The organism is Oceanobacillus caeni (genome assembly GCF_042678465.1).
GTDB lineage: Bacteria > Bacillota > Bacilli > Bacillales > Amphibacillaceae > Oceanobacillus > Oceanobacillus caeni.
Window position 1 is genome coordinate 114,086 of record NZ_JBHTKV010000009.1, and the last position, 13,406, is coordinate 127,491.

Annotated in this window: 14 protein-coding genes; 5 read left to right on the top strand and 9 right to left on the bottom strand. The window is 34.3% G+C overall.

Annotation, left to right across the window (positions count from 1 at the left end; translation table 11 throughout):
• Positions 1-66 precede the first annotated feature (66 nt).
• The gene (locus ACFQ18_RS08880; protein WP_047185306.1) at positions 67-561 is read left to right on the top strand and encodes a GbsR/MarR family transcriptional regulator; all 495 of its coding nucleotides are present in this window, start codon (positions 67-69) and stop codon (positions 559-561) included.
• Positions 562-932: 371 nt separating this feature from the next.
• On the opposite strand, the gene ACFQ18_RS08885 is transcribed toward ACFQ18_RS08880, so the two are convergent.
• Positions 933-1,286 (bottom strand): DUF1878 family protein, encoded by a 354-nt coding sequence (locus tag ACFQ18_RS08885; RefSeq protein WP_052771721.1) that lies wholly within the window; start codon positions 1,284-1,286, stop codon positions 933-935.
• Positions 1,287-1,629: 343 nt separating this feature from the next.
• Between ACFQ18_RS08885 and ACFQ18_RS08890 the strand changes: the two genes are divergently transcribed.
• Together ACFQ18_RS08890 and ACFQ18_RS08895 are read left to right on the top strand one after the other, a co-directional pair.
• Positions 1,630-2,172 carry a DUF3267 domain-containing protein gene (locus tag ACFQ18_RS08890; RefSeq protein WP_047185305.1) on the top strand — a complete coding sequence of 181 codons (543 nt, stop codon included), beginning with the start codon at positions 1,630-1,632 and terminating at the stop codon, positions 2,170-2,172.
• A 156-nt stretch (positions 2,173-2,328) separates the two neighbouring features.
• The gene (locus ACFQ18_RS08895; RefSeq protein WP_047185304.1) at positions 2,329-3,228 is read left to right on the top strand and encodes a peptidylprolyl isomerase; all 900 of its coding nucleotides are present in this window, start codon (positions 2,329-2,331) and stop codon (positions 3,226-3,228) included.
• A 45-nt stretch (positions 3,229-3,273) separates the two neighbouring features.
• On the opposite strand, the gene ACFQ18_RS08900 is transcribed toward ACFQ18_RS08895, so the two are convergent.
• Positions 3,274-3,468, bottom strand: coding sequence for a sporulation YhaL family protein (locus ACFQ18_RS08900; protein ID WP_052771720.1), 195 nt, complete (start codon positions 3,466-3,468; stop codon positions 3,274-3,276).
• A gap of 149 nt (positions 3,469-3,617) precedes the next feature.
• On the opposite strand from ACFQ18_RS08900, the gene ACFQ18_RS08905 reads away from it, so the two are divergent.
• Positions 3,618-4,844 (top strand): HD domain-containing protein, encoded by a 1,227-nt coding sequence (locus ACFQ18_RS08905; protein WP_060667480.1) that lies wholly within the window; start codon positions 3,618-3,620, stop codon positions 4,842-4,844.
• Between the two features lie 260 nt (positions 4,845-5,104).
• Here ACFQ18_RS08905 and ACFQ18_RS08910 read toward each other — a convergent pair whose 3' ends face one another.
• The 7 genes from ACFQ18_RS08910 to ACFQ18_RS08940 form a co-directional block, all read right to left on the bottom strand.
• Positions 5,105-5,653: a GbsR/MarR family transcriptional regulator gene (locus ACFQ18_RS08910; protein WP_060667481.1), complete on the bottom strand. Its 549-nt coding sequence runs from the start codon at positions 5,651-5,653 to the stop codon at positions 5,105-5,107.
• A gap of 69 nt (positions 5,654-5,722) precedes the next feature.
• Entirely contained in the window at positions 5,723-8,680 is a 2,958-nt protein-coding gene (locus ACFQ18_RS08915) for an ATP-binding protein (protein WP_204798130.1), read from the bottom strand.
• 4 nt (positions 8,681-8,684) lie between these two features.
• A complete protein-coding gene (locus ACFQ18_RS08920; protein WP_204798129.1) occupies positions 8,685-9,908 on the bottom strand; it encodes a metallophosphoesterase family protein in 1,224 nt (407 codons plus the stop codon).
• Positions 9,909-10,031: 123 nt separating this feature from the next.
• Positions 10,032-11,285 carry an ABC transporter permease gene (locus ACFQ18_RS08925; protein ID WP_204798128.1) on the bottom strand — a complete coding sequence of 418 codons (1,254 nt, stop codon included), beginning with the start codon at positions 11,283-11,285 and terminating at the stop codon, positions 10,032-10,034.
• Positions 11,278-12,177: an ABC transporter ATP-binding protein gene (locus ACFQ18_RS08930; protein ID WP_204798127.1), complete on the bottom strand. Its 900-nt coding sequence runs from the start codon at positions 12,175-12,177 to the stop codon at positions 11,278-11,280. The genes ACFQ18_RS08925 and ACFQ18_RS08930 overlap by 8 nt, the downstream gene beginning before the upstream one ends.
• Positions 12,178-12,598: 421 nt before the next feature.
• The gene (locus ACFQ18_RS08935) at positions 12,599-12,745 is read right to left on the bottom strand and encodes a hypothetical protein (RefSeq protein WP_157851580.1); all 147 of its coding nucleotides are present in this window, start codon (positions 12,743-12,745) and stop codon (positions 12,599-12,601) included.
• Positions 12,738-12,947, bottom strand: coding sequence for a helix-turn-helix transcriptional regulator (locus ACFQ18_RS08940; RefSeq protein ID WP_047185276.1), 210 nt, complete (start codon positions 12,945-12,947; stop codon positions 12,738-12,740). Before ACFQ18_RS08940 ends, ACFQ18_RS08935 begins: the two co-directional genes overlap by 8 nt.
• Positions 12,948-13,111: 164 nt before the next feature.
• On the opposite strand from ACFQ18_RS08940, the gene ACFQ18_RS08945 reads away from it, so the two are divergent.
• Positions 13,112-13,297, top strand: a complete 186-nt coding sequence (locus tag ACFQ18_RS08945) for a YhzD family protein (protein ID WP_204798126.1) — start codon at positions 13,112-13,114, stop codon at positions 13,295-13,297.
• Positions 13,298-13,406 lie beyond the last annotated feature (109 nt).

Below are 13,406 nucleotides of genomic sequence, written 5' to 3' on the forward strand. Positions count from 1 at the left end.
AACTGTCAATTTTATAAATTTTATTATTTATTGTAGGGTTTTATATAAGAGGGGATTGGTGGTTTAATGGATATTATAAATAATGAAAAAACAGAGCAAATTATTACGGAATTTTCAAAAACTGTTCAATTGTTCGGGTTACATCCATTAGAAGCACGTTTATTTTCATATTTATACCTTTCCGGGAGGGCGCTTACACTTGATGAAATGAGCGAAGCTTTAGGTAAAAGTAAAACTTCTATGAGTACCAATATTCGTAGTTTATTAGATATGAATTTAGTACAACGCGTTTGGAGAAAAGGCGTAAGGAAGGATTTATATAAGGCAAATTCACCATTATTTAAAACATTTATGAACTTTTATATCACGGAATGGGTTAATGCAGCAAAAAGCCAAAAAGAAACATTAGAGGAAATACAAATAATGATAGACAAACAAAATAAAGAACCTTCAACAGATGTGAAGAACGTTTCTAATCGGTTGAAGGAAATTATTGCTTTTCATAGCGAAATTGAATCACTCTATGAGAGAGTGGAGAACAAAAGCGGAAGCGCCCGTTAAGCGACGTACGGACTGCGCCTGGCCATGCCAGGTGGTCCGATGTTGCCGCGCAAAGCGGCGGTTTTAATCGGACATTCCACCGCCGTAGGAGATAAAGGAAACATGCCCCTTCATAGGGGTATGCCGACGTTGGCCGCAAAGGCCGTACTTAGTCGGCCTTCCTTTAGTACTTTGAGTCGATGTTGACTTTCACCACAAGGGTATAAGTGCGACTAAGCCTCTGGTTTCACCATCGGCAAGTCTTCTTTATCGTCCGGAGGTGAGGGAAGTCTCGCTAGTCGCTGGGCGCTGGAGCTGGACGTGGTCTTCCCTTTAACAAGATTTAATAAGCTAAATTTTTATACTTTCGTATCTTTTGAAAAATAGTAATTCTACCTTTTTCGTATTTTCGATTCTCTCGTTATGATATTGGTAAACTCATTCATTAAAGAAGGATAATATCCTTCTTTTTTTAGTGCAGCTATTGTTTCATTTGGGTTGAGTTTTTCATTTAGCATGCCTGCGAATCTTACAAGAAGCGTAGTAAAGTCTATAAGCCCCTCTTCTTTTTGTTGATGGTATGTCTGATTAAGGCCATTTAACAGTTCCATCAAATCATTATACTCTTTTTCCGATATATTATTTTCAATAATTAATCTAATAAATGGATACCTATTAAGATTGATAACCTTTGAAATTAATTGAATATGAAATGAAGAGGTATCACACTTCCCAAACTCCTTCAATATTTTCAACCCCCCATTATATGCATTCCTTCAGAGTTTTATGTTCATTCGTTTTCATATTTAATGTCTTAGAAAACTTGGCATTCGCCAGGTTTTTGGGCGGTTGCCTTAGTTGCACTTATACAGGAAGAAAGTATGATATCTTCCACCTTAGGAAACTCAGCATTTGCTTAGGGCGAATGCCTTAGTTGCGCTTATGTAGACGGGAAAGATTTTTATGCTTTCCCATCTGCCAAAATAACTATTGATTTTTATTTCAAATCGTACTATTATTCATGAAGTAATTTCTTATCAATCTTAGAATTTGAAATAAAAAGTGTCACGTAAAAAGAGGTGTTTAAGTATGAATTGTTGGAAATCCATTAATCCAGATAAAGAAATCGGTAAAACTCGAACGTATTTTATATCTACATTAATTGGTGTTCTTACATTTATCATTTTATATGTTCCGTTTACGATTTATCATGGAACTAACCGAAATCATGAAACTGGTTTTATCCCATTTTTAATATCCGTTTGTTTTTTACCTAGTATTCATTCGTTCATGCATATTTTACCATTAATTCTCTTAAATAAACGAGTCCATATTTATTATAAATTTAAAATGAAAATATTTCCTATTTTTACCTATTATACAAAAAGCCATATAACAAAAAAAGTGTCTTTAATCGTTTTAATTTCACCGACAATTCTCATTACATTTACTGGAATCATTTTGACTTATCTTTTTGCAAAGTATTATTTATATATTTTATTATTTACATGTATTCATGTTGGAGTTTCATTCCTTGATTTCTGGTATATGAATCAAATCATCCGCGCACCAAAAGAAGCGTATGTCCAAAGTGAAAATGACGGCTTCGATATATTACTAAAAGCTCATTAAGGATCCAGTATATACTGGGTTCTTTTTAATTGTGGCAGAATTTAGGTATTTTTCAAGTAATTTAGTTTCCAACTATTCATTTCCTATTGATGTATGTTATATTTAATTTTGTATAAAATAAGAGTTATATTTTAGAGATTAGGAGTGTTCGTTTAGATGAAAAAACTAATTGTAGCAGTTGCATTAACTGCTAGTGTCTTTACACTGTCTGCATGTAATAATGGAAACTCTGATGTTATGGAGTCAAAAGCGGGAGACATTACAAAAGATGAATTTTATAATGAACTAAAAGACCGATATGGTGAAGGTGTACTAAAAGAATTAGTCACTACTAAGGTTTTGGAAGATAAGTACGAGGTTTCTGAAGAAGATATAGACAATGAAATTAAAAATATGAAAGATATGTATGGGGATCAATACGATATGGTTATTCAACAAAACTTCGGGGATGAGGAGAGCCTTCGTAAAGTCATAAAGATCTCTCTACTACAAGAACAAGCAGCTGCTGAAGATGTTGAAGTTTCAGAAGACGAAATCAAAAATAGATATGATAGACAAAAGACAGAAATTGATGCACAACACATTCTAGTGGCTGATGAAAAAACAGCTAAAGAAGTAAAAGAGAAATTAGATAAAGGGGAAGATTTCGCTAAGCTTGCTAAAGAGTATTCCACTGACAACAGTGCTGAAGAAGGTGGAAAATTAGGGTATTTCTCTGCAGGCCAAATGGTGAAAGAATTTGAAGATGTAGCATATAGCATGAAACCTGGTGAAATTAGTGACCCCGTAAAAACAGAATACGGTTATCACATTATCAAGGTAAATGATGTCCGTAAAAAAGAAGGAAAAGTTGAAAAATACGAGGATGTAAAAGATGACATTCGTCGCCAATTAGTTTCTGAAAAAGTGGACATGAATGCTTTACAAGATAAAATTGACGATATGATTAAAGATGCTGACGTAGATATTAAAATAAAAGAATATAAAGATATGTTTAAACAAGAAAAACCAAATCAAAATGAACAAGAAGCTCCTAAAGAGGATGCTAAAGGATAAAATAAATAGAGGTACAACTCATTTTTAGTTGTACCTCTATTTTTATTATGAAGTCTGTTGTCTATCTTTCTCCCGTTGTTCTTTTTCTTTTATCATTCGTTCTATAAAAATCTTCCCTTCCCTCTCCGCATTTTGTTGCTCAAGTTTTCGTTCTGCAACCATTGCCCGAAAAGCCATATAACCACTAAAGAATATTAATAGAATAACTGCAAGAACCCACCAAGGTACTCCAAGAATCATAGCCCTTCCCCCTTGTCCACTTCTATCTACCCCAATATATATGATGGATTCCATAAAAATATTCTTTTATTGAAAATCTTTTCATTTTGTCTAGTAAACTATAAAGGGTTAAAATAGTAGTAAACTTACGGCACAATTGGAGTGGTATCATGTCAAATACACAATCCTATTTTTATTCAAATGTTCCTATTAACGTTGAAGTTAGTGACCTGGAACGAGAACAAATCTTAAAACAATTTCCCCCACCCTCTTTACCAAATGGCAAGGATACTTTTAATTTAGATCATGAAACTGCCGGAAATCAGGTTCATGTTCGTCTACTAGTTAATGATTATCAAGTACAATTAACAAAGACGAATAAAGAATTCTTAAAAGTACGGTTTAGTAATAATGTTGGGGTAATTCAAGCTAAAATATGGGATAATCAAGGTGCAGTTGAAAGAATCCTGCCATTATTAGAGCAATATTCCATTTTCGATGTTGTGGGAAAAGTAGATGAATTTAATGGGTTTAAATCATTAACAGTGAATGAGTTAAATCCATGTGAGGAGGAAATTAATCCTTTTACATACTTACCTTATACAAAACAGGATTTAGAAGGTTTGACTATCGAATTATTTTCATACCTCAATGAATTAAAATCTCCATATAAAGAAATTAGCCTTGCCGCGATGAATCAATTTTGGGAGCAATTTTCAATTAGACCTGCAGCCAAAGGGTATCACCATAATTATTTAGGCGGGTTATTAAAGCATACAGTCGGACTAATGCGCTTTGCTCGGTTTATTTTAAAATTTGAGGATAATCCCTATAAAGCATTAATGAAATTAATAAATATAGTGGAGAAGGCCCATAAAAATGAGCTATGGGCAGAAATTCAAGGTAATCAGAGTCAGCCTTTTATTTGGAAAGGTACGATTGATCATTTATATAACATGTTTTATGGTGCGATGAAGCATAAGGAGAGTCAACCAAACTATGATTTACTTATGACAAGTATATTATTTCATGATATTGGTAAATTACTTGAGTATGATCACGCTGGAAAAACTTATGATGATTTCCGTTTTCTATTTCCCACTGCCACAAATAGCAACTTTGAAAATCGTAAACAAGCAGGAATTACAATGGATGAACTAGGTGCCATGGTTGGGCATATACCTTATGGTGTTCTTATTTTATCTAAAATCATCGAAAAGGAGAATATTCCTGTTTCGATGGAAGAAATTCACCAAATGGCTCATTGTATTCTTTGTCACCATGGCCTTCCTGAATGGGGGTCAGCCGTTAGATCACCGGAAACTATCGAAGGATATTTAATCCACATAGTAGATTATTTGGATAGCCGATATGAGAATGCAGAAGTAATTAAATAAAGAAAACTTCCATCAGTGGGGGTTTTCCTTCATTTACGGGCAGTTAATCACCCACCTACCTTCTTGGTTTCCCGAGAGGCTTGAGGTGGGTTAAAAATAAAAACTAGAGCATTTGCTAAATCAATAGCAAATGTTCTAGTTTTTATATCACGTCCGGCTCCAGCGCCCAGCGACTAGCGAGACTTCCTTTATCTCCTACGGTGGTGGAATGTCTATACGTCGCTAAACGGGCGCTTCCGCCTTTGTTCCTCAATCGTATTCTATTTATTCTTTGGAATATAATTAAATATCTCTCCGGAATCGATAACTTTGATAAATTGCATGAGCCATTGATAATATTTTTTTGCATATTCCAATTTCTCCAAGTCATGTTCGATTTTTTCCTTTAGCTCTTCATCATTTGTCTCTTTATACATTTCTTCAAGGATTTCAATTGCTTCCATCGTTTCATCAATATTTGATTCCGTCTGGGATCTCCATCGTTTACCAAATAAAGAGGTAAATGACTTATACCAGTCTTCTTCTGATTGATAAAGATCTTTTCGAATCCCCTTACGAAAGGCAGTTTCCACCATTCTCATTTCGGATAATGTACGAACACCAGTAGACATGCTTGTTTTACTCATATGTAAAGCATCCCGCATATCATCTAATGTCATCGGTTCATCATTGAAGTATAATACACCATATAATCTTCCAGTTGACGGTGTAATATCATATAAATCCATATTTTTTGCAATTACTTGGATAAACTTTTCAATTATCGCTTCATGCTTTTCCCAGTTCTTTCCGTCTCTTTCTGTTGTCAATGGGTGCCCCCCCTACTAACGCTATTCTGGAAATAGTGTATCATTAAATTTTAATTTATGCGAATAGGATTATTTGAAGGCTGTCGCTTTTAGAGAAATAATCTCTATTTGATCCATATCTAAGGTTATCTCTTTCCTACATGTAAATAAGATAACTTGATACGTTTTCGATATTTCTTCCAATAGGTTAATTACCTGTTTTATTCGTAAAGAATCAAAATGTAAAAATGCATCGTCCAAAATAAACGGTAAATGATTACTTTCACTCATTGTTTTTCCAATGGCAAGTCTCAATGACACATAGAGTTGATCTATTGTCCCCTTAGAAAGTTCATTAACCTCATATCGTAAACCGTTATTTGCCTCAACCTGAAACGACCTATGATCCATTGGGGCATATACACTTTTATATTTATATCCAGTTAGCCTACTAAAATAGTATGATGTAGCTTCCATCACTTGATATAAATGCTTTTCCTTATATGCTCGTTTTGTTTCATTTAATAGTTCTTTTGCTGTTTTTATTATTGCCCATTCTCTTGCCAATTTATTTAATTGTTCTTGTTCCATTTCAAACTGATGTAAATTATTCGAATACTCTTCAGAAGATTCCATTGTTTCTAACTGAGCCTGAACCGTAACTAATTCCTTTTGCGTTTTAGAAATCTCCTGTTGCAAATCTTCAATCTTATTCGCCGTATCATTTCGCATCCATTCTAGTTCACTTTCTGACTGGGCCTTTTCTACAAAGGCTTTCCATTGGCTATTGGGAAATAATCTTTCTAATTGAGCAAACGTGTTGTCTAGCGCTTCCTCGTTCTGTTTTTTTTCATTTACTTGATTCGCCTTTTGATAAAACAATTCCTCTGATTCCACTTGAGCCAATTCTAATAGATTCCTTATTTCGCTTTCGTACGTTCCTATTCGCAGCAATAATTCATCTTGTTCTTTACTATTTTCTTTTAGTAAATCGGTGTATTGCTCGATTTGTTGGGTTATTTCTTGCTGTTTCCTTATAAAAGATTCAATTGCTTTTAGCTGTTGTTCTATCAAATCACCAGTTTCCCAATTTTGTTCTTTGACAAATTCATTTACTTCCGACTGAAATCGGATTACTTTTTCTAGAAGTATTTCTTTATCCTCCAGTACTTTCATATACTCTTTAAATTGGGAAACAAGTTGCTTCAATGCATGAAACAATTCTGGCCAATAGGAAATATCGACATGTTTTAAAAAGGGATAGAATTGATACTGTTCCTTTATTTGTTGTTGAATACTCTCGTACCTATCTTCCACAACCTTCATTTTATCCCGATAATTTAACCGTTTCATGTCATTGGATTTTAATTGTTCTTTAATATTTTCCATTTCAGACACACGTTTATGGTGATCAGAGATTTGGATTTCTGCATCCTGAATATCGTCTTTTGATAATGTATGGAACGTGTCAGATTCAAAATCTGATTGTATAACCATTTCCATTTCTTTTAAACTTTTTCTTCCCCACATCCATTGTCCGACTCCAAATAGCAATAATAGAAAACTAATATCAAGGAGTATTCTTATATCAGTAAATAACCCAACCATTGAAAAAACAACTGCAATGACAAGACAACTGATAAAGAAAACATTCATATCTTTTTCTTTTTTTTCTCTTCTTTTCCTCCAATTTTGCTGTTTTTGAACCGCTTCATTCTGCAAATTTCGAACAGCATGATGTTTATGAAATCTATTTATTTTTTCATTTAACTCAAAAACCTTCTCATCTGGTAAAATTTGTTCTTCCAGTTCTTCCAATTGATTATAGAGATAGTTTCTTTCTTGTTTTAATTGTTGTACTTCTGCCTGGATTCTTTCTTTTTCTAAGGCTACATTTCCTTCATCTCTTTTAATTTGTAACCATGTTTGTTCTATGCGAAATGGAAAATTCATCTTATATAAATGCTCAAAATGTAAATCTACATTTAACCGATTTAATTCCATTTCTATTTCCATTTTCTTACTATCAATGATGTTTTCAGTCCGCTCAAGCTCCTTTTTATTATCCAGAAACTCATGTTTCAGCTTAACCAATGTTTGTGCTGCTTCATATAGCTTTTGATTTGCTAATTTATTTTGGAGCCGCTCCAATTTCTCTTGATACTTCTTTGCATTCCCTTTTAAAACAGCCAATTCGCTTTGGAGTGGTAAAAGATTAGATTTTATATTTTCAATACGAGTTTCACCATGTTCAGGAAAATCAAGATTTTGTCCATACTTTTCCAAATTACTTTGATATCGAATATATTCTCCTATGAGTGGTAATGCTTGTATATTTTTTTCAATGTTTAGTAGCTTTATCTTTTCTTCCTGAAGTTCATTCTTTAATTCACACAACCTATCTTCAAGTTGGGATTCATTCATTTTCTTCTCGCGATAGGTTGTTTCGTTCTTCTTATACCCCTGTAGTGAAGCAAACTGCTTATCTAATGTATCCAATTGCCGGTTGATCATTGGCTTTTTCCCATATGGTTTAAAAAGTTCAGCCAATTTGTTGTCTAACTTTTTTTCTAGATGGTGGATCTCCGTTGAACCAGTTAATCCAATTCCTAACAGCACTTCACCAAGGTCGGATTCCTTCATATTTGTAATCTTATTTAAATCCATTGCAGAAAAGGAAAATATAGATTGATAGGTTTCTAACGTTGTTCCCTTTAACCGTTTCTTTAACCAATCTTCGTCGTATTCCATTCCATCAGGGGTATAACAACTTGCTGCCCCGTTTCTTAAACTGTCTAGTCTCTCAATTGTAAAAATTCCCACTTCCTCATCGGCGATTGTCAACCTTCCACCAATCTGTCCCCCCGACTTTGGACGATAAAATTCCCTTTGCTTAGGGGGTAATCCGAATAACATAAACAGAATAAAATAGTAAATAGTAGATTTTCCTGATTCATTCTCTCCATAAATACAAATCCCATCAGAGAAGCTTATTTCAAAGTTTATCCATTTACCAAATCCATAAATATAAGCTTTTGTAAATTTCATTGCATCACCCCTTTAACAATTCATTTAATAATAATTCTTTTGCCTCTTCTTTCATTACTTGTTGATCTTCTAAGGAGACTGAATGTAAATATCTTCTTGCTTGCTTATGTAAATACAGATCCTGGATAGATTTTTGTAAATCCATCTTTTCAGCTTGTCTAATAACTTCACCTATAAAATGTTCCCCTTTTTTTAGTTCCGCATCTAAATTTTTCCTTTTTATGTTTGTAGTAAAGTGAAAAATATATTTCCACTGTTGGTCCTGGGAAATCATTTGATTTATTATTTCTATTAATTCCTCGATCTGCTTAGCGTTTTCCCATTGTTTCAATACGAAGTCGCCAGTTAAGCTAAGATCTATCAGGGTCTTCCCTGCTATTTGCCTATCATTATTTATCGTTTCCTGAATGAGACGTTCTGCTTGGTGAAGATTCTCGCAATTAGTAAGATCAACTTGGACAGGTTGGAATGTAATCGTATTTAATGGGATAAAAGTTAACACCGAATCTGTCTCCGATAATACCACATGATAACACCCTTTTTGCCCAGTTTCTTTACGATTTCTTCCTTGTATATTCCCAGGATAAACAACAAATGGATTTTCCTTTAAAACTTCTCGTTTATGTATATGGCCAAGTCCCCAATAATCGAATGGCTCTTTTTGTAACTCGGAAAGTTGAAAAGGAGCATAAACATCATGATCTGTGTTACTTTGTATACTTCCATGTAAGGTTGCAATGTGAAAAGGAATATCATGATTGATTACTTTAAATTCCTTCGCCTTTTCATCTGTTACAGCTCTATTCTCATAGCTAAAACCATAGATATTAGCAAGAGCTTCATTTCTCTTCTTATAGGTGAAATGGGACACGGTAACATTCTCGAAAATGTGAACATTATCTGGGTAAGTTACAGGATGGAGGTTACCATTTATAAAATCATGATTTCCATAAGATAGATAAACTTCTATGTTATGTCTTTTTAATTCTTCAAAAGCTTTACGAAGTTGAATTTGTGCTTTTAAACTTTGTTTTTCATTATCGAATAAATCTCCGACAATAAGAACAAAATCTACCTCTTTTTGTATCGCAACCGCAACTAATCTATCTAAGCTAACAAAGGTACTCTCCACGATTTCTTGAAAAATATGATTTGGTGTATGGGCTAGCCCTTTAAATGGACTATCTAAGTGTAAATCAGCTGCATGAATAAAAGATATCTCTTTCATTGTCCTCCCCACCCCTTTTTTACTTCTATTCTAGCAAACGAAGAAACAGAATGCACGTTCTGCATCCTAAGTACTTTTCAACCAAAAAAGGAGAAGATCTAATATTGACCTTCCCCTACTAAATTAAGAATCTTTTTTAGATAAGGCTAATGCTTTTTTGAAATCCTTTAATGAGCTGGATCTTCCATACAGTAAAACTCCACCTTTGTATACTTTTGCTCCAATATACGCAAATAAAAGAATGGATAATACTATTATTCCTATTGATACCATTACTTCCCAAGTTGGTATATCCAACATTCCCACTCTCATAAACATGATCATTGGGGAGAAAAACGGGATAAAGGAAGTAACCTTAACGATAGTTGAATCTGGTGCCTCTAAACCAAACATAGCGATAAAGAATGCAATCATAATTAAGAAAATTAGTGGTAACATCATTTGTCCTGTATCTTCTACTCGGCTAACTAGAGAACCAAGCATTGCAGCAATGGTTGCATATACTAAATATCCTAATAAGAAGAAAATAATCGCATATACGTAAACTGCTGGGGAAATATCTTGAAACCCTAAATATTCAAAAATACCTCCCATATACTCATCCTGTTTTGATTTAATAAGAATGATTCCTAGTATGATAATAGAACCGACTTGTGTAAGTCCAAGAAGTGCAATACCAAGGATCTTTGCAAACATATGTGTCACAGCTGGAGCACTAGAGACTAAGAGTTCCATTACTCGGGATGATTTTTCATTCGCCACATCCGTCATAATCAATTGCCCATATGACATGACCGTTATATATAGAACGAATAGCATGACATAGACAATACCCCTTGCCTGATTCAGTTCCTCTTCTGTCTTAGCTGTTTCGTCCAAAGCGGTTGCTTGAAAAGTTACCGGTTCATTAATTTCCATTAATGCCTTTTCGTCAATTCCTGAATATTGGGTAGCTAATGCAACTTTTAACTGTTGCACTTGCTGTTCAAGGAGTATTTGATCACCTGTATCGGAAATATTATTAGCATAATACGACGCTTCTGGTAATTGCTTACCATTTAACGTGATAACAAGAAGTGCATTATACTCCTCATTAATGACAGCGTCTTTCCCTTCTTCTACTGTCCCATCAAACTCTACTAATTCCAAATCATTACTAGCCGCCTCTACATTTGTTGTTAATGGAACAAATAATGTGTTCGATTCATCGATTACTGCAATTTGGTCAACCTCATCATCAGTGAAAAGATCAATAATCGACTGGATATTTGCCAACGCAACAACGAATAATAGCGAAATGATAGTACTTATGATAAATGGTTTTGCCTTCAGCTTTGATAAATAGGTATGTGAAAGGATTACCCCAAATTTATTCATAGCTTGCACCTACCTTCTCTATGAAAATATCATTTAGGGAAGGTTCCTCTAGTTCAAATTTACGAATAAATCCTTTTCCTTGTAACAAAGAAAAAATTCGTTGTGAAACATCTTCATTTTCAATTTGTAATTCACAGCCTTCCGCTACCTTCTTATATCGTACTACTCCAGATTCATTACCTAAAAAATCTAATTCAAAATCTGCATGAATGATAAGATTTTTCTTACCGAAGGAACGTTTAATTTCCCGTAATGAACCTTCCACAACTGGGTTCCCTTTGTGCAAAATACATAGATGCTCACATAATTCTTCTACATGTTCCATGCGATGTGAAGAAAATACAATGGATGTACCTTGTTCTTTCAAATCAATCACAGCATGCTTCAACAATTCTACATTGACAGGATCCAACCCAGAGAATGGTTCATCTAATATTAATAATTTGGGTTTATGAATTACTGCGGAGATGAATTGAATCTTTTGCTGGTTCCCTTTTGAAAGTTCTTCTACCCGTTTATTCATATACTCCGGTACTTTAAAACGCTCTAACCAACTTTCAAGCTCTGATACGATTTCTTTCTTTCTCATCCCACGTAATTTACCTAAATAAATGATTTGGTCTTTAACCGTTAATTTCGGATATAAACCTCTTTCCTCTGGAAGATAGCCTATGAGATGACTTTTACTGTAGTTAATTCGCTCGCCATTCCAAGTAATTTCCCCTTCCGTAATATCCAAAAGACCTAGAATCATTCGAAAGGTTGTCGTTTTTCCAGCGCCATTTCCACCTAAAAATCCAAACATTTCTTTTTCTGGGATTTTTAACGATAAATGATTAACTGCTGTATCTTTTCCAAATCTTTTTGTTACTTGATTTAACACTAACGTCATTCTGTATCCCCCCCTAAAAGTAACAGTATGATTATAACAAAAACATATCATTCTTTGTTAAGAAAATATAGTTTTGCAATAATTGCGGTAATATTATGGAAGACATAAAGGGCTGTTATTAGAAAGAAACTAAATGAAATGCCATCAAATATAATCACCATACACCATGCAATCATATATATCACAATCATGGCATCCCAAGATCTTGCCTTCATACGGTTCGTCTGTTGATGATAACGTTCAGACCAAAAGCGCAAGCGCCCGTTTAGCGACGTACGGACTGGACTGAGCCGTAGGAGATAAAGGAAACACGACGAACGGAGTGAGTCGATGTTGACTTATCGCACGGAGGTGAAGGAAGTCTCGCTAGTCGCTGGGCGCTGGAGCTGGACGTGGACTTCCCTATGACAAGATTTATAAGCTAAATTCTTATACTTTCACTTATCTTATCAAATAAATGTTTCTTCTTCCCAATATGTTTATTAACAAAGTATACAACAAGCAAAATAATTCCTGCTCCAATGACCCCCATTAACCCCCAAGGATTCGCTAAAAAGGATTCACTCAATATTCTCATCCCCTTCAAAAATAAATAATTCTTCAATCGTACATCCGAATGTCTGGGCGAGTTTATGTGCTAAAACTAAGGAAGGTTTGTATTTTCCTTTTTCAAGTGAAATAATGGTTTGTCTGGAAACTTTTAACCTTTTAGATAATTCTTCTTGTGTGATGTTTAATTCCGTTCTTTTTTCACGAATTAATGTCTTCATCTTCACTCCGCCCCTTACAAATAGTAAAGTTCACTTGACGTTAAGTTTACTTCACAAACTCCTTAATGTCAAGTAGGCTTTACAAATGTTTTAGTTTAAATTTTTCTTGTCTTAATTTATAATAATATTTAGAATATAGCGATTAAACATAAGGAGGCTATGCTATGGGAGAATATACATTAACGGTATTCAGTAAATCCGGGGAAAAATTATTAGATGAAAAATTTACAGCACAAAATAATGAGGAAGCAAAAGCAATCGGACAACAACAATTGGAAGAGAAAGGTTTTAGTGAATATACACATCGCTGTGTGTCACCTAAAGCTAAATTAGTTTTATTCCATAGGTAAATAAGAAAAGCGGGCGCTGGAGCTAGACAACGTAATCGAGTAGGAGGAGGCGACTAACCTCCGACCTCTCACACCACCGTACGTACGGTTCCGTATACGGCGGTTTCAT

Excerpts from the sequence above, each read along its gene's own strand:
- ACFQ18_RS08895 (WP_047185304.1), top strand. The coding sequence starts at position 2,329 with ATGAAAAAACTAATTGTAGCAGTTGCATTAACTGCTAGTGTCTTTACA.
- ACFQ18_RS08900 (WP_052771720.1), bottom strand. The coding sequence starts at position 3,468 with ATGATTCTTGGAGTACCTTGGTGGGTTCTTGCAGTTATTCTATTAATA.
- ACFQ18_RS08880 (WP_047185306.1), top strand. The coding sequence starts at position 67 with ATGGATATTATAAATAATGAAAAAACAGAGCAAATTATTACGGAATTT.
- ACFQ18_RS08930 (WP_204798127.1), bottom strand. The coding sequence starts at position 12,177 with ATGACGTTAGTGTTAAATCAAGTAACAAAAAGATTTGGAAAAGATACA.
- ACFQ18_RS08905 (WP_060667480.1), top strand. The coding sequence starts at position 3,618 with ATGTCAAATACACAATCCTATTTTTATTCAAATGTTCCTATTAACGTT.
- ACFQ18_RS08925 (WP_204798128.1), bottom strand. The coding sequence starts at position 11,285 with ATGAATAAATTTGGGGTAATCCTTTCACATACCTATTTATCAAAGCTG.
- ACFQ18_RS08890 (WP_047185305.1), top strand. The coding sequence starts at position 1,630 with ATGAATTGTTGGAAATCCATTAATCCAGATAAAGAAATCGGTAAAACT.
- ACFQ18_RS08945 (WP_204798126.1), top strand. The coding sequence starts at position 13,112 with ATGGGAGAATATACATTAACGGTATTCAGTAAATCCGGGGAAAAATTA.
- ACFQ18_RS08920 (WP_204798129.1), bottom strand. The coding sequence starts at position 9,908 with ATGAAAGAGATATCTTTTATTCATGCAGCTGATTTACACTTAGATAGT.
- ACFQ18_RS08915 (WP_204798130.1), bottom strand. The coding sequence starts at position 8,680 with ATGAAATTTACAAAAGCTTATATTTATGGATTTGGTAAATGGATAAAC.
- ACFQ18_RS08940 (WP_047185276.1), bottom strand. The coding sequence starts at position 12,947 with ATGAAGACATTAATTCGTGAAAAAAGAACGGAATTAAACATCACACAA.